The 16,534-nt window shown below is 72.3% G+C and carries 17 protein-coding genes; 6 read left to right on the forward strand and 11 right to left on the reverse strand.

Going from position 1 to position 16,534, the window contains the following annotated elements; genetic code table 11:
- The first annotated feature begins 3 nt into the window (after nt 1-3).
- Nucleotides 4-1,293: a preprotein translocase subunit SecY gene (secY, locus tag AB0L65_RS37345; protein ID WP_364255465.1), complete on the forward strand. Its 1,290-nt coding sequence runs from the start codon at nt 4-6 to the stop codon at nt 1,291-1,293.
- Nucleotide 1,294: 1 nt separating this feature from the next.
- Here secY and AB0L65_RS37350 read toward each other — a convergent pair whose 3' ends face one another.
- From AB0L65_RS37350 to AB0L65_RS37365, 4 genes are all read right to left on the reverse strand, one after another.
- Nucleotides 1,295-1,939: a response regulator transcription factor gene (locus AB0L65_RS37350; RefSeq protein ID WP_364255857.1), complete on the reverse strand. Its 645-nt coding sequence runs from the start codon at nt 1,937-1,939 to the stop codon at nt 1,295-1,297.
- Nucleotides 1,940-2,043: 104 nt separating this feature from the next.
- On the reverse strand, nt 2,044-2,973 hold the full coding sequence (locus AB0L65_RS37355; protein ID WP_364255860.1) for a histidine kinase: 930 nt from the start codon (nt 2,971-2,973) through the stop codon (nt 2,044-2,046).
- Between the two features lie 44 nt (nt 2,974-3,017).
- Nucleotides 3,018-3,407 (reverse strand): PPOX class F420-dependent oxidoreductase, encoded by a 390-nt coding sequence (locus tag AB0L65_RS37360; protein WP_364255468.1) that lies wholly within the window; start codon nt 3,405-3,407, stop codon nt 3,018-3,020.
- Between the two features lie 34 nt (nt 3,408-3,441).
- Nucleotides 3,442-4,350, reverse strand: a complete 909-nt coding sequence (locus AB0L65_RS37365) for an aryldialkylphosphatase (RefSeq protein WP_364255471.1) — start codon at nt 4,348-4,350, stop codon at nt 3,442-3,444.
- Between the two features lie 150 nt (nt 4,351-4,500).
- Here AB0L65_RS37365 and AB0L65_RS37370 point away from each other — a divergent pair, with 150 nt between their 5' ends.
- Together AB0L65_RS37370 and AB0L65_RS37375 are read left to right on the forward strand one after the other, a co-directional pair.
- Nucleotides 4,501-4,956, forward strand: a complete 456-nt coding sequence (locus AB0L65_RS37370) for a TIGR02611 family protein (protein ID WP_364255474.1) — start codon at nt 4,501-4,503, stop codon at nt 4,954-4,956.
- A 54-nt stretch (nt 4,957-5,010) separates the two neighbouring features.
- Nucleotides 5,011-5,955: a hypothetical protein gene (locus AB0L65_RS37375; protein WP_364255477.1), complete on the forward strand. Its 945-nt coding sequence runs from the start codon at nt 5,011-5,013 to the stop codon at nt 5,953-5,955.
- Here AB0L65_RS37375 and AB0L65_RS37380 read toward each other — a convergent pair.
- Both AB0L65_RS37380 and AB0L65_RS37385 read right to left on the reverse strand, forming a co-directional pair.
- Nucleotides 5,950-6,270, reverse strand: coding sequence for a co-chaperone GroES (locus tag AB0L65_RS37380; protein WP_363963178.1), 321 nt, complete (start codon nt 6,268-6,270; stop codon nt 5,950-5,952). The genes AB0L65_RS37375 and AB0L65_RS37380 overlap by 6 nt on opposite strands.
- A gap of 47 nt (nt 6,271-6,317) precedes the next feature.
- Nucleotides 6,318-7,250 (reverse strand): endonuclease/exonuclease/phosphatase family protein, encoded by a 933-nt coding sequence (locus tag AB0L65_RS37385; protein ID WP_364255480.1) that lies wholly within the window; start codon nt 7,248-7,250, stop codon nt 6,318-6,320.
- A 51-nt stretch (nt 7,251-7,301) separates the two neighbouring features.
- Between AB0L65_RS37385 and AB0L65_RS37390 the strand changes: the two genes are divergently transcribed.
- Both AB0L65_RS37390 and AB0L65_RS37395 read left to right on the forward strand, forming a co-directional pair.
- Nucleotides 7,302-8,585 carry an ArgE/DapE family deacylase gene (locus tag AB0L65_RS37390; protein WP_364255483.1) on the forward strand — a complete coding sequence of 428 codons (1,284 nt, stop codon included), beginning with the start codon at nt 7,302-7,304 and terminating at the stop codon, nt 8,583-8,585.
- 61 nt (nt 8,586-8,646) lie between these two features.
- The gene (locus AB0L65_RS37395; RefSeq protein WP_364255486.1) at nt 8,647-9,246 is read left to right on the forward strand and encodes a helix-turn-helix domain-containing protein; all 600 of its coding nucleotides are present in this window, start codon (nt 8,647-8,649) and stop codon (nt 9,244-9,246) included.
- Between the two features lie 38 nt (nt 9,247-9,284).
- Here the strand turns inward: AB0L65_RS37395 and AB0L65_RS37400 are convergent, their stop codons facing one another.
- Genes AB0L65_RS37400 through AB0L65_RS37410 form a run of 3 tightly spaced genes read right to left on the reverse strand, consistent with a single transcriptional unit; the run spans nt 9,285 to nt 12,168 of the window.
- Nucleotides 9,285-10,082 (reverse strand): ABC transporter ATP-binding protein, encoded by a 798-nt coding sequence (locus AB0L65_RS37400; protein ID WP_355206402.1) that lies wholly within the window; start codon nt 10,080-10,082, stop codon nt 9,285-9,287.
- Nucleotides 10,082-11,089 carry an iron chelate uptake ABC transporter family permease subunit gene (locus tag AB0L65_RS37405; RefSeq protein WP_364255489.1) on the reverse strand — a complete coding sequence of 336 codons (1,008 nt, stop codon included), beginning with the start codon at nt 11,087-11,089 and terminating at the stop codon, nt 10,082-10,084. Before AB0L65_RS37405 ends, AB0L65_RS37400 begins: the two co-directional genes overlap by 1 nt.
- Nucleotides 11,086-12,168, reverse strand: coding sequence for an iron ABC transporter permease (locus AB0L65_RS37410; protein WP_364255492.1), 1,083 nt, complete (start codon nt 12,166-12,168; stop codon nt 11,086-11,088). Before AB0L65_RS37410 ends, AB0L65_RS37405 begins: the two co-directional genes overlap by 4 nt.
- 85 nt (nt 12,169-12,253) lie before the next feature.
- Here AB0L65_RS37410 and AB0L65_RS37415 point away from each other — a divergent pair, with 85 nt between their 5' ends.
- Entirely contained in the window at nt 12,254-13,267 is a 1,014-nt protein-coding gene (locus tag AB0L65_RS37415; RefSeq protein WP_364255495.1) for an ABC transporter substrate-binding protein, read from the forward strand.
- Here the strand turns inward: AB0L65_RS37415 and AB0L65_RS37420 are convergent.
- Together AB0L65_RS37420 and AB0L65_RS37425 are read right to left on the reverse strand one after the other, a co-directional pair.
- Nucleotides 13,251-15,668: a helicase-associated domain-containing protein gene (locus tag AB0L65_RS37420; protein WP_364255498.1), complete on the reverse strand. Its 2,418-nt coding sequence runs from the start codon at nt 15,666-15,668 to the stop codon at nt 13,251-13,253. The genes AB0L65_RS37415 and AB0L65_RS37420 overlap by 17 nt on opposite strands.
- Before the next feature lie 80 nt (nt 15,669-15,748).
- The gene (locus AB0L65_RS37425) at nt 15,749-16,243 is read right to left on the reverse strand and encodes an ATP-binding protein (RefSeq protein WP_364255501.1); all 495 of its coding nucleotides are present in this window, start codon (nt 16,241-16,243) and stop codon (nt 15,749-15,751) included.
- Between the last annotated feature and the right edge of the window lie 291 nt (nt 16,244-16,534).

Genomic DNA, 16,534 nt, shown 5'->3' on the forward strand with positions numbered 1-16,534 from the left:
ACCATGCTGACCGTCTTGACCAGGGCGTTCCGGGTGCCGGAGCTGCGTAAGAAGCTGCTGTTCACGCTGGGACTGATCGCGTTGTTCCGCCTCGGGCAGCTCATGCCCTCCCCGGGGGTGGACGTGGTGGCCGTACGGGAGTGCGTGGGGTCGGCCAGGGGCGGGCTGTTCGACATGGTGCAGATGCTCAGCGGGGGCGCGATGCTGCAGCTGTCGGTGTTCGCGCTGGGCGTCATGCCGTACATCACGGCTAGCATCATCATGCAGCTCTTCGCCGTGACGGTGCCCAGGCTGGAGGCCCTCAGGAAGGAAGGGCAGCGGGGCCAGGCGAAGATCACCCAGTACACGCGGTACCTGACCGTCGGGCTCGCCGTGCTGAACGCCGGGACGATCGTCGCGCTCGCCCGCTCCCGGCAGCTGCTGCCCGGGTGCGCGAAGCCGCTGCTGCGCGACGAGGGACTGCTGCCCGTGGCCGTGATCGTGCTGACCATGGTGGCCGGGGCCTGCGTGGTCATGTGGCTCGGCGAGCTGGTCACGGACCGGGGCATCGGGAACGGCATGTCCATCCTGATGTTCACGCAGGTCGTGGCCGTCTTCCCGGGGTACATGGCGAAGATCTTCGTGATGAGCCCGGTGAGCTTCGTGGTGATGACGGCGGCCGGGCTGTGCCTGGTGGCGGCCGTGGTGTTCGTGGAGCAGGCGCAGCGGCGGATCCCGGTGCAGTACGCGAAGCGGATGGTGGGGCGGCGGATGTACGGCGGCACCAACACCTACATCCCGCTGAAGGTGAACCAGGCGGGGATCGTGCCGGTGATCTTCACCTCCTCGCTGCTGTACCTGCCGACGCTGGTGGCGCCGCTGCTGGGGGACTCGGCGCGGACGTGGGTGGAGCTCAACCTGACCTCGGGGACGCATCCCCTCTACATGAGCGTGTACGTGCTGCTCATCGTCGCCTTCGCCTACTTCTACGTGTCGATCACCTTCAACCCCGTGGAGGTGGCGGACAACATGCGGCGCTACGGGGGATTCGTTCCCGGAATCCGGCCGGGCGGGCCCACGGCGCGATACCTGGAGTACGTGCTCTCCCGGCTGACCGCGCCCGGGGCGCTCTACCTGGGGGTGCTGGCGCTGCTGCCGCTGGTGGCGTTCGCGATCCTCCGGGATCCGGGTACGCAGCAGAACTTCCCGTTCGGCGGGACGAGCGTGCTGATCATGGTCGGGGTCGGGCTGGACACCGTCAAGCAGATCGAGTCCCAGCTCCAGCAGCGCAACTACGAAGGGTTCCTGCGCTGAGTCACACGCTGAGCCCGGCTCGCATGGCGAAGACCACGAGCTGGGCCCGGTCCCTGGCATGCAGCTTGAGCATGGCGCGGCTGACGTGGGTGCGGACGGTGTCGGGGCTGATCACCAGCTCCTTGGCGATCTCCTCGTTCGACCGGCCGGTGGCCACCCACGCCACCAGCTCCCGTTCGCGGGGAGTGAGCGTCTCCAGCCCTTCGACCGGCTCGGTGCCGTGCCGCCCGAACATCCCGATGACCTTCTTCGTGATCGCCGGTGACAGCAGCGCCTCCCCGGCGGCCACCACGCGTACGGCGTTGACCAGCTCCTCCGGGGCGCTGTCCTTGAGCAGGAAGCCGCTGGCGCCGGCCTGGAGGGCGGCGAAGACGTATTCGTCGACGGCGAAGGTCGTCACCACGACGATCCTGGTGGCGCGCAGCTCGGGGTCGTCGGCGATGGCCCGCAGCACGGCCAGGCCGTCCATGCCGGGCATGCGGATGTCGAGCAGCAGGACGTCGGGGCGGGTGCGGCGGATCAGCGCGAGCGCGGCGGCGCCGTCGGCGGCCTCGCCCACGCACTCCATCCCGGGCGCGCGCTCCAGCAGGGCCCGCAGCCCCATCCGCACAACCGCCTGATCGTCGGCGACGGCCACCCTGACCATGCTCTCAGGGGAGGTGGCGCCGTCCGGGACGGTCGCGCCGTCCAAGGGGATCGCGCCGTCCGGGGAGGGCGCCCGGTTTGGGGTGGGTGCGTCGTCCGGGGTGGTCACGCGGAGGTCCGGGGGAACCGGGCGGTCACCTGGAAGCCGCCGCCCTCGCGCGGTCCCGCGGCGAGATGGCCGCCCGCGTCGGTGACCTTGGCGCGCATCCCGGCCAGCCCACGCCCCTCGCCCGCGCCCGTGCGGCCCACGCCCCGATCGGCCACCTCCACCACGAACTCGCCCGGACCCCCGCCCACCCGCACGAGCGCCCTGGTGGGCCCCGCGTGCCGCAGGACGTTGGTCAGCGACTCGCGCACCACCCCGTAGACGGCGGCCTGGAGATGGGCGGGCACGGCGAGGTCCGCGGGCTCGACGTCCACCGGCACGCCCGCCGCCCGCACGCCGTCGATCAGCCCGGCGAGGTCGGCCCCCGGCGGGTCGATGCCGTCGAGCGCCGCCCGCAGCTGGGCGAGCGCCGTCGTGCTGGTCTCCCTGATCGCCCGCAGCGAGGCGCGCGCCTGCTCGGGGTCGTCGTCCAGGGTGACGAGCGCGATCCCGGCCTGCATGGCGATGGCCGCCAGCCCGTGCCCGGCCGCGTCGTGCACCTCGCCGGCGATCCTGGCCCGCTCCGCCGCCAGCAGGTCGGGCCCGGCGCCGTCGGTGGAACGCACCGTGGTGAGCCGGTGGGGCTGGGCGGCGGGGATGCCCCACGCCGCCGGCTCGACGCCGGCGGACGCGGCGGAAAGGGCCGATCCAGTGAAAAGTGGCTCGGCGCGTACGGACTCCGTGGAGAACGGCGGCGGCTCGGCCTCCGCCGCGGCGGCCGCGGCCGCGGCGCGGGCCTGGGCGAGGCCGCTGAACGACCACGGGACGGCCAGCCAGCCCGCCCACGCCAGCATGATCACAACGGGGACGTCGCCGGCCCGGGTCAGGCGTGACAGGGCGGCGAGCGGCCGGCGCAGGCGGCCGGCCCTGTGCGTCTGCTCCGTCACCATCCCCACCCGGCCAAGGTTCGTGTCGCCCCGATCCTAGCGAGCTTTCACAGGTTCCGGGTCTGGCGCGGGCCGTCCAGCCCCCACGAGGTGATCTTCCTCGGGGTGATCCTGATGATCTCTCTCGAGAAGTACGGCACGGGCGGGTCCACGTCGCTCAGCGCCTCCGCCGTGCCCCTGATCTCGATGCCGCGCACCACCCACGGATCGACCGAGGCCAGGTCGTCCACGACGAGGGCGACAGTGCTGCCCTTCCCGACGTTCCTGAACTTCTTGGACGCGCCCATGGCGTGTCCGCCGATGGTGATCGTGCCGGTCCCGGCGTCGACGAAGAAGCCGACCGGGTTGTTCTGCACCTGCCCGTCGGGCGACACCGAGGCCAGCCGGCCGAGGTGCTGCGAGGACAGGTAGTCAAGTTCCGCTGGTGTGAAGGTCATGCAGGCGAGTCTGCAACCTTGACATAGGTTGGGGTCAAGCCATTCCGGCTGTGAGCCAGCGCACCGGGTTCGCGGTGGTGATGAGGCCGATCGTGTCCTCGCCGACGCCCGCCTCGCGCAGGCGCGGCAGCAGCGCGTGGAAGAGGTGCGCGTAGCCCGGCCCGTCGTACTTGCGCAGCTGCGCCACCCGGCTCAGTCCCGTGCTGATCAGCAGGCGTTCCGCGTGGCCGTCCTCGATGAGGCCGAGCGCGATCCTGGCCGCCTGGTCGGGGCCCAGGCCGAGCACGCCCAGGCTCACGTACGCGCCGGCCTCGGCGATCTTCCTGGCCGCGCCCAGGTCGGTGCCCGCGTAGCCGACGGCCACCCGGGAGCCCGGCAGGCCCTGGCCGAGCAGGATCTCCAGGAGCGCGGGGGCGTGCGCGCCGTGCGTGGCGACGGGCAGGCGCGACTTCAGCGAGGCGCGGGCGGCGGCGACCAGGCAGCGCTCCTCGCGCGGCGTCGGCTCGGCGCCCCAGGTGCCGACCTCGCCGATCACGCCGGGGAAGACGCCCATGTCGTCCACGCCGCTGAGGATCTCGTCCATGAGGCGGGCGGTGAGCGTGTCCACGTCCGCGTCGCCGACGTCCGTGAACGGTTCGGCGAACAGGCCGGTCGAGGCGATCACCGGCACCCGGCTGCCGGCCGCCATGCGGGCCAGGGCGGCGGCGTCGCGGCCCATCCCCATGCAGGTCAGGTCGACCACCAGGCCGAGGCCGTCGGCCTGGCGCAGCTCGCGGAGCTCGGCGGTGACGGCCTGCTCCTCGTCGAGCCACCGGTGCGGGTCCGAGTCGATGCCCACGGCCCAGCGCATGTCGGTACGCAGGTGCTCGTGGGGGAGTACGGGGCCGGTGACGGCCGCGGCTCGTACAGGGCCGGTGACGGTGCGAAGCAAGACCTCGGGCATAGCAGACATTAACCGATGTTTGCCGGAAGTAGCCTCTTCTGGCGGTAAATTTTGCCATTCGGAGGGTTTCAGGCCTTGCTAGTCGCCTGCAAGTCGGCACCTAGTGAGGGCCCGTATCCTGGATGGCACACCGACTGCCGGGGGGGAATTGTGCAGGTTCAGAACTCCGACACCGGCGACGCCGACATGCTCAAGGGCGAGGCCGCCGAGCATTCCAGCATGCCCGAGCGCCGTACGGGCCTTCACGGGTGGCTGGACGGGATCAGGTCCACGCGCACGGGCGCGCTCACGCTGAAGATCGTGTTCGGCGTGATCGGGACCGTCATGGTGGTGGCCGGGCTGATCATGGTGCCCTTCCCCGGGCCGGGGTGGGCGGTCGTGTTCGCAGGGCTGGCGGTGCTGGCCGTGGAGTTCCACTGGGCACGCAGGGTGCTGGAGTTCGGCAAGCGCACGCTGCACGCCTGGATGGAGTGGTACAAGCGGCAGGGCTGGCTGGTGCGCGTCGTCGTGCTCGTCGTGACGGTGGCCGCGGCCGCGGTGATCGTCTACTTCGGCCTGCTCACGCTCGGCTTCGACGCGATCGCGTTCGCCCGGGGTCACATATAGATCGGTCCGGTATACCGGCCCGATATTCCGCGCTTTCCTGCCTATTCTGCGGGCGTGATCGCCAAAATCGCCGTCGTGCTGTCCTTAACGCTTTCCGGCCACGCGTCCGCGGGGTTTACGGGTCCCGCCGCCCGGGCGGACCTCGTCCTTCCCGGGACCGCGGGCGTGAAATATCGCGAAACAACGGGTGATCCGGTACGCCTGACCGCCTACGGCCTCGGCACCAAGCGCACCTACCTCAGGTCCACGACCGGGAGCACGTTCACCTGGCAACAGGCGTTGTCCGAAGTGTCCGTCGCGCCCGGCGGCCGGCTGACGGCAGGCGTGCCCAGGGCGTACCGGTCGGGCTACGACTCCCTGATCGTCACCGACCGCACCACGGGCGCCGCCGGCCGGATCCGTACGGTCAAGAAGCCCCTGACGGCTTCCTACGCCTCCTGGTCCCGCGACGGGAAGCGGGTCGCGCTCACGGTCGAGCAGAAGACCGGCGGCACGTGGCGCGTGATCGGCTACACCGTCGTGGACGTGGCCGCCAAGACCGCCCGCACGATCAGGGTCACCGGCCTGAGCGCGAAAGCGGGCTTCTGGTGGAGCCCCGACGGCGACCTCGTCTCCATGTACGGCACCGGCCTGCGCGTCTACCGGGCCCTGGACGGCGCGGTCCTGCGCACCTACGCCGGCGTCGGCCTGCCGACCGGCCCCGAGGACTCGTTCTCGCCGTCGGGCACCCGCCTGACGACCTGGTGCCCGGCACGCTTCAAGGAACAGCTCTGCCTGGTCGACCCGGCCACCGGCAAGATCGCCCAGCGGGTGAACGCCCGGCCGGAGGCGCTGTTCGGCTGGTGGGACGACAGCCACGTCATCGCCGTCGTGGCGCGCGGCACCGCCTACCGGCTGGTGGTGCTGGACCTGACCGGCAAGACGACGCGCGTGCTCGCGGAACTGCCCCGTACGACGTGGGCCGCGGAACTCTGGCTCTCCTTCACCCGAGGGTCATAGATAGAGGCCGGTGCCGTGGTCGGTCTCCTGGGTGGCCACCGCGTGCAGGTCGCGCTCGCGCATCACCAGATAGACCTGCGCGTGCACCTCGACCTCGGACTGGTCTTCCGGGTTGAAGAGCACCTTGTCGCCCACCTTGACCGAGCGCACGTTCGTACCGACGCCGCACACCTCGCCCCAGGCCAGCCGGTTGGCCAGTTTGACCGTCGCGGGGATGACGATCCCGGAGCCGCTGCGCCGCTCCTGTGCCTCCGGCTCCAGCCTGATCATGACCCGGTCGTGCAGCATCTGAATTTCGAACTTGGGCTCAACCACAGCCCAAGTTTACGAGTCAGGACACCCCCGAGACTCCGGAAGCGCGATCACGGCAGCCTGAGCTCGGCGAACACGGGCCGGTGGTCGGTGCCCGGCAGCGGCAGCACCTGGAACTCCCGCACCGCCATCCGCGAGTCCGCCAGCACGTGGTCGATCGCCACGCCCGGCAGGTCCACCCGCGAGCCCTCCTGCGGCCAGGTCGCCACGAATCCCCGCCCCATGACGTCGGCCGCGTCCCGGTAACCGCTCGCCAGCAGGGCGCGTACCGGCAGGTGGTCGAGCGTGGCGTTGAAGTCGCCCGCCAGCACCCGCAGCTCCTTGCCCGCGGGCGGCAGCGCCTCCAGGCCGGACTGCCAGCACGGCTGCCGCCCGATCCGCTTGGGCGCGCACGGGTGCACCGACACGATCTCCACGCGGGCCCCGCCGGGATGCCTGAGCCAGGCCCTGGCCTGCCCGAAGCCGCCGAAGTTGATGGCCTGCCCGGCCGTGAGCGGGTGCCGCGCGTACACGGCCGACCCGCCGACCCCCTCCCGCGGGCGCGTGACGGCGTACGGCAACAGCGCGCGCACCCCCGCCCGGTCCAGCCGCCGCATGGCGTCCGGCGTGAACTCCTGCAACGTCAGCACGTCCGGCCGCAACCTGCTGATCAGCGCCATCAGCTCAGCCGTGTGGGCCCGCCCCACCAGCAGGTTCGCCGCGAGCACCCGCAGCACCGGCCCGTCGGCGTCGGGGTTGCCGTCGGGCAGGGCCCGGGGGAGCACGGCCGGTACCAACGCCAGCACCGTGACGAGCGCGACCGTGCCCGCCGCCCACCGGCGCAGCACGCAGGCCAGCGCCAGGCTCACCACTGCCGCGCACACCGCGTACGGCGTGTACGCCACCACCGGCACCCACGGCCAGTCCGGCTCGAACCCGCTCAACCGCACCGCCGCCCACCCCGCGAACGGCACCACCACGATCCAGCTCACCCATGTCCGCACGCCTTGTATCGCCACAAAGCGCGATTCGGGTTCATGAGTAAGGTGTGCTCCATGCGCGACGTGGAGGCCGGCGTCCTGAACGCCATCGACGAGGTCGAGACCGTGAGCCTGCTGGCCGAGACCGTCGGCGTCCCCAGCGTGACCGGCACCGACGCCGAGTCGGAGCTGCAGCACCGCTTCGCCCGCCTGCTCACCGAGGCCGGCATGGACGTGGACGTCTGGAAACTCGACCTCGCCGGCCTGGCCGCCCGCCCCGGCTTCCCCGGCACCGAGGCGCCCAGGAGCGAGGGCTACGGCGTCGTGGCCGTCACCGAGGGCGAGGGATCGCCGGCGCTGGCTCTCCAGGGCCACGTGGACGTCGTCCCGACCGGTGACCTGGCCAAGTGGGAGGGGCACGACCCGTTCGCCGCCCGGATCGCCGGCGACGTGCTGCACGGCAGGGGCGCCTGCGACATGAAGGCGGGCCTGGTCGCGAACCTGGCCGTCGCGCGGGCGATCAAGAAGGCCGGGATCAGGCTGGCCAGGCCATTGGCCGTGCACTGCGTGATCAGCGAGGAGGACGGCGGGCTCGGCGCGTTCGCCACGCTCGCCCGGGGGCACACGGCGCAGGCCGCGGTCATCACCGAGCCCACCAGCGGCGCGGTCATCACGGCCAACGCGGGCGCGCTGACGTTCCGGCTGGAGATCGCCGGGCGGGCCGCCCACGGGGCCACGCGGCACGAGGGGGTCAGCGCGGTCGAGGCGTTCTGGCCGGTGTTCGAGGCGATCAGGCGGCTGGAGACCGAGCGCAACCGGGACGTTTCCGATCTCTCTCGGCCCGATCTCTCTCGGCCCGGCCTCTTCCGTGGCGACGGAGCGCCGTACCCGATCGAGGTCGGCACCGTGCGCGCGGGCGACTGGGCCAGCACCGTGCCCGACCTGCTGGTCGCCGAGGGCCGGCTCGGGGTGCGGCTGGACGAGGACCCGGCGGCGGCGCGGGCCGCGTTCGAGGAGGCGGTCGCCGACGTCGCCGATCCCTGGCTGCGCGCGAACCCGCCGGTCGTGACGTGGCCCGGCGGCCAGTTCGCCAGCGGCCGGCTGCCCGCCGGGCACGCGCTGCTGGACGAGGTCGGCCGGGCCGTCGCCGACGTCACGGGCGCGCGGCCCGCCGAGGCGGCGGCGCCGTACGGGAGCGACCTGCGGCTGTACGCGGCCGGCGGGATCCCGACCCTGCACTACGGCCCCGGGGACGTGCGGTACGCGCACGCCCCCAGGGAACAGGTCGAGCTGAGGGAGCTGCGCGAGGTCACGCGGGCACTGGCACTGCTCGTTGTGCGCCGCTGCGGAGCACTCTGAGCAGGGTCCCCGGGCTCATCAGCGACGGCGGCGGGCACTGAAATGGACTAGAGTCCGAATCATGTCGGAGTCCCTGGAGCTTCTGGTCGGCCAGCCGGTGAAAGAGCGGGCGGACGCGGCGCGCAACCGGGAGAAGGTGCTGGCCGCGGCCGCCCGGTTGTTCGCTGAGAAGGGGGTGGAGGCGGTCTCGATGGACGCCGTCGCCGCGGAGGCCGGGGTGGGCAAGGGCACGCTCTTCCGGCGCTTCGGTGACAAGTCGGGGCTCGCCGTGGCGCTCCTGGACGATCGCGAACGCGACCTGCAGCAGCGCGTCCTGTCCGGCCCGCCGCCCCTCGGGCCCGGCGCTCCCGCGTCCGAGCGGCTGACCGCCTTCGTGGCCGCCTACCTCGACTATCTCTTCGCCCACCTGGACCTGGTCCGCATGTCGGAGACCGCCAGCCCGGGGGCCCGCTACCGGATCGGGGCCTACCGCTTCTGGCACCGGCACGTGGCGATCCTGCTGGCCGAGTGCCGCCCGGGTTGCGACGCCGACCCGCTGTCCCACACGCTGCTGGCCGCGATGGGCGCGGAGGCGGCCGCGGCCCTGAAGGACGCCTACGGCCCCGCCCGTGCGGCCACGGCCATCACCGCCCTCGCCACCGCCCTCACCACCACCCCCTGACCCCACCGCGCGGCCCGGTCGTCGCAGGGGTGGTGAGGTCAGGCGGAGGTGGAGATACGGCGGCGGGATTCGGGGACGATGAGCGGGGTGCCGGACTGCGGGTCCGGGATGATCTCGCAGCGCAGGTCGAACACCCGATGCACCAGCTCAGGCGTGACGATCTCCGTCGGATCCCCCTCCGCGACGATCTCGCCGGCCCGCATGACGATCAGGTGGGTCGCGTACCGGCAGGCCTGGTTCAGGTCGTGCAGGACGGCCACCATGGTGCGCCCGGCCTCGTGCAGGTCGGCGCAGAGGTCCAGCACCTCGATCTGGTGGGAGATGTCCAGGAACGTGGTCGGCTCGTCCAGCAGCAGGATCGGCGTCTCCTGGGCCAGCGCCATGGCCAGCCACACCCGTTGCCGCTGCCCGCCCGACAGCTCGTCCACGATCCGGTCGGCCAGCTCCGCCACGTCGGTGGCGCGCATGGCCTCGGACACGGCCGCCTCGTCGGCGCGCGACCACTGGCGCATGAGCCGCTGGTGCGGGTAGCGGCCGCGGGCCACCAGGTCGGCCACGGTGATCCCGTCGGGCACGACCGAGCTCTGCGGGAGCAGGCCCAGCCGCCGCGCCACCTCCTTCGACGGCAGCGACGTGATCACGCTCCCGTCCAGGTGGACGGCGCCGGACTTCGGCTTGAGCATCCGGGCCAGGGCGCGCAGCAGGGTGGACTTGCCGCAGGCGTTCGGGCCGATGATCACGGTGAAGGACTCGTCGGGGATCGCCACGCTCAGGTCGGCCGCCACGACCCGCTGGTCGTAGGCGAGCGTGAGATCGGTGCCTGACAGACGGGCCATCAGTGGCGGTCCTTTCGCAGGAGGAATGCGAGGTACGTGCCGCCGATGGCGGCGGTCAGCACGCCGACGGGCAGCTGGGTGGGGGCGAGGACGCGCTGGGCGGCCAGGTCGGCGACGGTCAGCAGGACGGCGCCCATGAGCGCCGAGGCCCCCATCGTCACCCCGGCCGAACGCGTGAGCCGCCGGGCGAGCTGCGGCGCGGCGAGCGCGACGAAGACGACGGGCCCCGCGGCGGCCGTGGCCACCCCGGACAGCAGCACGCCCGCCGTGATCGCCGCCGCGCGCACGACCTCCACCCGGATCCCCATGGCCTTGGCGGCGTCGTCGCCCATCTCGATCATCCGCATCGGGCGCGCCACGAACGCGCACACCGGCAGCAGCACGGCCAGCGCCAGCGCCACGGGGATCGCGTGATCCCAGCCGCGCCCGCTCAGGCTGCCGGTGAGCCAGGCGCCCGCGGTGGCCGCGTCGTTGATGTTCGCCCTGGTCAGCAGGTACGAGTTGACCGCCAGCAGCAGCGCGTTCGCCCCGATGCCGACCAGGACCAGCCGGTAGCCCTGCACGCCGCCGTGGAAGGCCAGCGCGTACACGAGCACGGCCGTGAGCACGCACCCGGCCAGCGCGCCACCGGCGATCGCCATCGCCGAGCCGCCCGCCACGACGGCGACGATGCCGCCCGTCGAGGCGCCGGCGGTGAAGCCGATGAAGTCGGGGCTGCCCAGGGGGTTCCTGGTGAGGCTCTGGAAGATCGCGCCGCTCACCCCGAACGCCGCGCCGACCAGCAGCCCGGTCACCACGCGAGGGGCGCGCAGCTTGTTGACGATCAGCTCGGCGACCGGCGTGCCCTGGCCGAAGAGGGCGGAGACGATGTCGGGCACGGGCACCGTGAACTCGCCCGTCGAGATGGCCGCCACGGTCACCGCGCAGGCGACCACGACGAGGACCGCGCCGACGAGCAGGGCGCGGGGCGCGAGCCGTACGGACCAGGGGCCGACGCGGATGGTCACAGCGCCGCCACCCGCCGGCGCCTGGCCAGCATGATGAAGATCGGCGCGCCGATCACCGCCCACACGATCCCCACCTGCACCTCTCCGGGCCGGGCGATGACCCGGCCCACCACGTCGGCCGCCAGCAGCAGCACCGGCGCGGCCAGCGCCGAGTAAGGGAGCACCCACCGCTGGTCGGGCCCCACCACCGCGCGCACGACGTGCGGCACGATGAGCCCCACGAACCACAGCGGCCCCGCGGCGGCGGTGGCCGCGCCGCACAGCAGCGTGACGGCCACCCCGGTGAGGACCCTGGTACGGTTCACGGCCACGCCGAGCGCCCTGCCCGCGTCGTCGCCGAGGGCGAGCAGGTTGAGCGGCCTGGCCAGCAGCAGCCCGAGCACCAGCCCGGCCACCATGAACGGCGCCAGCCGCACCAGCGTGTCGGCCGTCTGCCCGGCCAGCGACCCGGTCAGCCAGAACCGCATCCGGTCGAACGTCTGCGCGTCCATGCGCAGGATGGCCGAGGCCACCGCCGTGCACACCATGCCGAAGGCCACGCCGGCGAGCGCGAGGCGTACCGGGCTGGAGCCCGAGCGGCCCGCGGAGGCCAGGGCGTAGACGACGGCGGAGGCCAGCGCGGCGCCGCCGAACGCGAACCAGACGTAGACCGCCGGATCGGACAGCCCGAACAGGCCGAGCGCCAGCGTCACGCCGAGCGCGGCCCCCTCGTTGATGCCCAGCAGGCCGGGGTCGGCCAGCGGGTTGCGGGTCAGGCTCTGCATGAGCGCCCCCGCCAGGCCGAGCGTCGCGCCGACGCCGAGGCCCAGCAGCGTACGCGGGACGCGCAGCTCGCGGATGACCGTGTGGTCGTTGGAGCCGTTCGGGGCGAGGAAGGCGTCGATCATCGTCGTGAACGACACGGACCGCGCCCCCAGCGCCACGCTCGCCATCGCCACGAGCGCCAGCACGCCCACCGTGACGACGAGCCCGGTGACGAGCACGAAGGCCCTTGCGGCGGGAGCGGGGCGGCCGGTGGCGGGTGGATCGCCCGTCGTGGCCCCACAGCGCGGCGGGGCCGTGTCTTCAGCCGGGCGCACCCGACCCCCTCTCGTAGCGGTCAAACTTAGGTAAGGCTAATCTAAACGCCCAGTAATCAGGCAAGCCTAACCTTAGGAGATGTACATGTCGGGACCGGTTCTGCCTCGCAGGGGTTTTCTGGCGTCCGCCGCGGGCCTCGCGGCAGCCCTGACACTGGCGGCGTGCGGCGGCGAGCCGGCGGCCCCCGGCGGGTCAGCCGCTCCCACCGCCTCGTCCTCCACCGCACAGAGCTGGACGTTCACCGACGACCGCGGCAAGAAGGCCGAGCAGCCCAAGACCCCGTCCAGGATCGTCGCCCAGGTCGGCGCCGCCGCCGCCCTGTGGGACTTCGGCGTGCGCCCCGTCGCCGTCTTCGGCCCGCACAAGCTCAAGGACGGCTCCAAGGACCCGCAGGTCGGCAACGTCGACATCACCAAGGTCCAGGGCCTGGGCAACGTGTGGGACGAGTTCAACGTCGAGCAGTACATCGCGCTCCAGCCCGACCTCCTGGTCAGCAGCATGTACATCAAGGGCACCCTCTGGTACGTGCCCGAGAAGTCGAAGGACACCATCGAGCAGGTCGCCCCGACCGCGGGCATCATGCTGACCGGCCGCAGCGCCACCCAGGTGATCGGCAAGTACGAGGAGCTGGCCAGGTCACTCGGCGCCGACATGCAGGGCGTGCCCGAGGCCAAGGCCCGCATGGAGGCCGCCACCAAGGAGCTCGCGCAGTTCAAGAACCTCAAGATCCTCATGATGTCCGGCGGCCCCGACGCGATGTGGGTGGTCAACCCGCCGGAGTACCCGGACATCGTGCACCTGATGGACGCGGGCCTCGATGTCGTCAAGCCCGCGAAGGTGGACGAGGGCGGCTTCTTCCAGACGCTGAGCTGGGAGAACGCCGACGAGTACGACGCCGACGTGATCCTCTACGACACCCGCACCCAGTCGCTCAAGCCCGAGGAGATGATGAAGAAGCCCACCTTCGCCAAGCTCCCCGCGGTCAAGGCCGGCCAGCTCTACCCGTGGAACGCCGAGGCGCCCTACAGCTATCAGGGCTACGCGGCCTTCCTCGAAGGGCTGGTGGCCAACCTGAAGAAGGCTAAAGAGCTCCCCTGACCTCGACGATCTCGGCGAGGGGGAACTCAAGGTAGTCGCCCGCCTCCTCGCACCACGCGTCCAGCGCGCCGCCCTTGAGCTCGCCGTGGCTGATCGTGGCGGTCAGCCCGTCGGTGAGCGTGATGCCGGCGCGCACGCCCCGGTCGACCACGAACCCGAGCAGCGACTGCTGGGCCGTCGGCAGCCTGGTGGCCATCCTGCCGATGATCGCCCACGTGCGGCCGTTCCTGTCGTCCGCGGTCCGGCCGGCGGTGACCAGGCGGCGGGCATGCTCGTACGGGTCGGGCGTCGGCTCGGCGAGCATGTAGGGCACCTCCAGCTCCGCGAGGCCGGGGAACTCCGACAGCTCGGCCACCTGGCCGCCCGGCAGCAGGATCAGCTTGCCGTTCGGCGGCTCCTCGGGCCTGGCGCGGTGGATGGTGATCTGGCCGGTGTCGGCGACGGGCACGGGGGAGTAGCCGACCTCGCGCAGCGCGGCCAGCGTGCGGTCGGCCGGCGCGGCGCTCACCAGCACCGTGGGCGCGAGCAGCCGCAGGCCCAGCCGGCCCAGCCGCCGGTGCGCGGCGATCTCGGCCAGCAGCGCGGGGTCGCCGGCCTGGACGACACATCCGACGGTGGTGACGGTGACCTCGCCGTGCCTGCGCGCGGTGTCGCGTACGAGGTATTCGAGCGGCTGCGGGATCGTGCCGACCCCGGCCAGTTCGTCGAGCAGGGCGTCGGCGTCGTAGCCGTGGTCGAGCGCCCGGCGCACGCTCTCGGTCGTGAACCGCCACACCGAGGCCGCGCCCCGCGACTCGCGGTCGGCGGCCCGGTCGAGCAGCGCCGCCAGCTCCGCCGACGGCGGCCCGGTCACGACCGCGGTCAGGTCGGGGCCGAACAGCGCGCTCCTGCGCACGCTGGCCAGCGCCCTGGTGGCCGCCTCGGCCAGCACGGGGTCGTGCTCGACCATGGGCACGGCGTCGTCGTTCTCGTCGCCCGGTCCGGCGATGAGCCCGGCCATCGCCCGGCCGAGGTCGGTGATCGCGTTGTTGGCCAGCAGGCCCAGCAGCGTGGCCTCGTCGAGCACGGCGGGCGCGCAGACCAGCAGCAGCTCCAGGTCGAGCAGCGGCGCGTGCCAGTGGACGTTGGCCACGAGGCTGTCACGGTCGGCGAACGCCGTGCCCGCGGGCAGACCGGACAGGACCGGCAGCACGGCCCTGCGGATCCTGGCGACCGCGCTGCCCGAGGGGTCGTCGCCGAGCACGGTGCCGTACTTGCCGTCGACCTTGCGCAGCGACGAGCGCTCCATGCGCCACCAGGCCGCCAGCAGCACCCGCAGTCGCGCCGAGCCCTCGTCGAGCCGCCACCGGTCGAAGCGCTCGGTGGGGATCATGCCGCCCGACTGCTCGTCCCAGGCCAGCAGCCTGGCCACCGCGCAGACCTCCAGGAGCAGCCGCGTCTCGTCCTCGTCGCAGCCGGTCTCCTTGGCCACCCTGCGCACCTCGCGCACGCCCACGCCGCCGGTCTTGAGCAGGGGCAGCGGGGTCTTGGCGGTGTTGTCGAGCAGGGCCGCGCACCGCTCGACCACGTGCGGCGCGGCCAGCGTCATCAGGTGGTCGACCTCCTCGGGGTCGACCGGGATCGTGGCCACCTCGGGCGCCTCGGGCCGGAAGGCCGGGTGGTAGCCGGGGCCGCGCAGGCAGATCGCCACCTCGCGGGGGATCTCCGCGACGTGCCAGCTCGGGCGGAAGAGCAGGCCGTGGTCGGCGCACCACTTCTCCGGCGTGCCGGGGGTGACGAACCGGCCGCCGTCGACGTTGAGCGCCGGGCCCTGCCAGGCGACCCGGTCGAGCAACGGGATCGTGCCGTCGGGGGCGCCACGCAGCAGCGCGTTGAGGCGTTCGCGGTCGGCGAGCGCCTCGGTGACGCGGGTGATGACGCGGCGCTTGTGGCCGTGGGAGGACAGGCCGAGGTTGCGGGCCAGCGCGTGCAGTGCGTCGTTGCCGATCGACCAGGAGTTGAGGTAGTGGTCCAGCGGCTCGCCCAGGCTGAGCGGGGCGGACCACCAGCGGGCGACGCCCTCCGCGAGATGGATGACGCCGTCCTCGCCCGGCCAGGCCAGCGCGTGGTCGTACAGGTGCTCCAGCCAGGGGGTCACCTCGTCGACCGGCGCGTCCACGAAGCCGGCCAGCCGCTCGGCGGTGGGGCGGGTCATGGCCAGGGCGGCCTCGGCGAGCTGCAGGCAGGGCAGCGGCAGGGCCCGTAGGGTCTCCATCACGGCGAAGCCGTTGCTCAGCCGCTGGGCCAGGGTGTCGAGCCGCCGCGGCCAGGGAGCGGCGATGGCGTCGGGCCTGTTGGCCAGGACACGGCCCAGCCTGTCTTCGTTCAGTTTTCGCAGCCAGCCGAGCAGGTGATCTTCCATCTGTGAGCAACTCTCATGGGGTCGCACGCGGGGACTCACCGTGAGCCATGAGCATCCACGGTAATGCAGATCACCCCCGGTCAGGAGAGGACTGCCCAGACGATCTTCCCGTGAGGTGCAAGTGCGGACCAGCCCCAGCGGAGGCTGAGTGATTCGACGATGTGGAGTCCGAGGCCGCCGGTGTCAAGGGGGCCAGGGTATCGCAGCACCGGCACCGATGAGCCTGGATCGGTGAATGCGCCGGTCACGAGGGGTCCCCGGCGGACGAGGGACATGTGGACGGGGCGCCGGCAGTGGGGCTCGTCCAGATGCAGGCCGTGGCGCAGCGCGTTGGTGGCGAGCTCGGAGACCACCAGCTCCATGTTCTCGATCAGCTCGGTGAGCCCCCATCCCGACAACGTGCCGGTGGTGAAACTGCGGGCCGAGTGGACCGAGGCGGGGCTGGGCGGGAGCACGAACGTGGCGCTCGCGGACGGGCCGGGGACCAGCAGATCGCGGGCCGCCTCCGGCCACCAGCCGACCGGAGGCCACCAATCGAACGTGGTCCACTGGCCGGACGCCGTGGTGGATTGCACGTGATCATTCTGCGACAAACTCTCGTGCAGGTGCAAGAGCGAATGCACGTGCAGACAACCTGTGCAAGCGCTACCGTTGCCCTCAAATGGTCAATATGGGGGAAAGGGGATCTTGTCCGCGGCCCATGATCTTTCGGCCGTGAAGTGACAGACTGTACGTGCATACCCCGCAACATGCGGTGGGCCGCCGACCGCAGCTCACCGTAAGTGCAGACTCCGCTACTCATGGCGGTCCGCTGGGCGCGGCTCACCATGGGTGCATACTCCGCTACTTGCGGTGGACCGCCGAAC

This window comes from Nonomuraea sp. NPDC052116 (assembly GCF_040680035.1).
GTDB lineage: Bacteria > Actinomycetota > Actinomycetes > Streptosporangiales > Streptosporangiaceae > Nonomuraea > Nonomuraea angiospora_A.

Bases quoted from the DNA above. Each gene is read 5' to 3' on its own strand.
- AB0L65_RS37420 (WP_364255498.1), bottom strand. From the start codon at position 15,668: ATGGAAGATCACCTGCTCGGCTGGCTGCGAAAACTGAACGAAGACAGG.
- secY (WP_364255465.1), top strand. From the start codon at position 4: ATGCTGACCGTCTTGACCAGGGCGTTCCGGGTGCCGGAGCTGCGTAAG.
- AB0L65_RS37395 (WP_364255486.1), top strand. From the start codon at position 8,647: ATGTCGGAGTCCCTGGAGCTTCTGGTCGGCCAGCCGGTGAAAGAGCGG.
- AB0L65_RS37360 (WP_364255468.1), bottom strand. From the start codon at position 3,407: ATGACCTTCACACCAGCGGAACTTGACTACCTGTCCTCGCAGCACCTC.
- AB0L65_RS37350 (WP_364255857.1), bottom strand. From the start codon at position 1,939: ATGGTCAGGGTGGCCGTCGCCGACGATCAGGCGGTTGTGCGGATGGGG.
- AB0L65_RS37415 (WP_364255495.1), top strand. From the start codon at position 12,254: ATGTCGGGACCGGTTCTGCCTCGCAGGGGTTTTCTGGCGTCCGCCGCG.
- AB0L65_RS37365 (WP_364255471.1), bottom strand. From the start codon at position 4,350: ATGCCCGAGGTCTTGCTTCGCACCGTCACCGGCCCTGTACGAGCCGCG.
- AB0L65_RS37355 (WP_364255860.1), bottom strand. From the start codon at position 2,973: ATGGTGACGGAGCAGACGCACAGGGCCGGCCGCCTGCGCCGGCCGCTC.
- AB0L65_RS37390 (WP_364255483.1), top strand. From the start codon at position 7,302: ATGCGCGACGTGGAGGCCGGCGTCCTGAACGCCATCGACGAGGTCGAG.
- AB0L65_RS37400 (WP_355206402.1), bottom strand. From the start codon at position 10,082: ATGGCCCGTCTGTCAGGCACCGATCTCACGCTCGCCTACGACCAGCGG.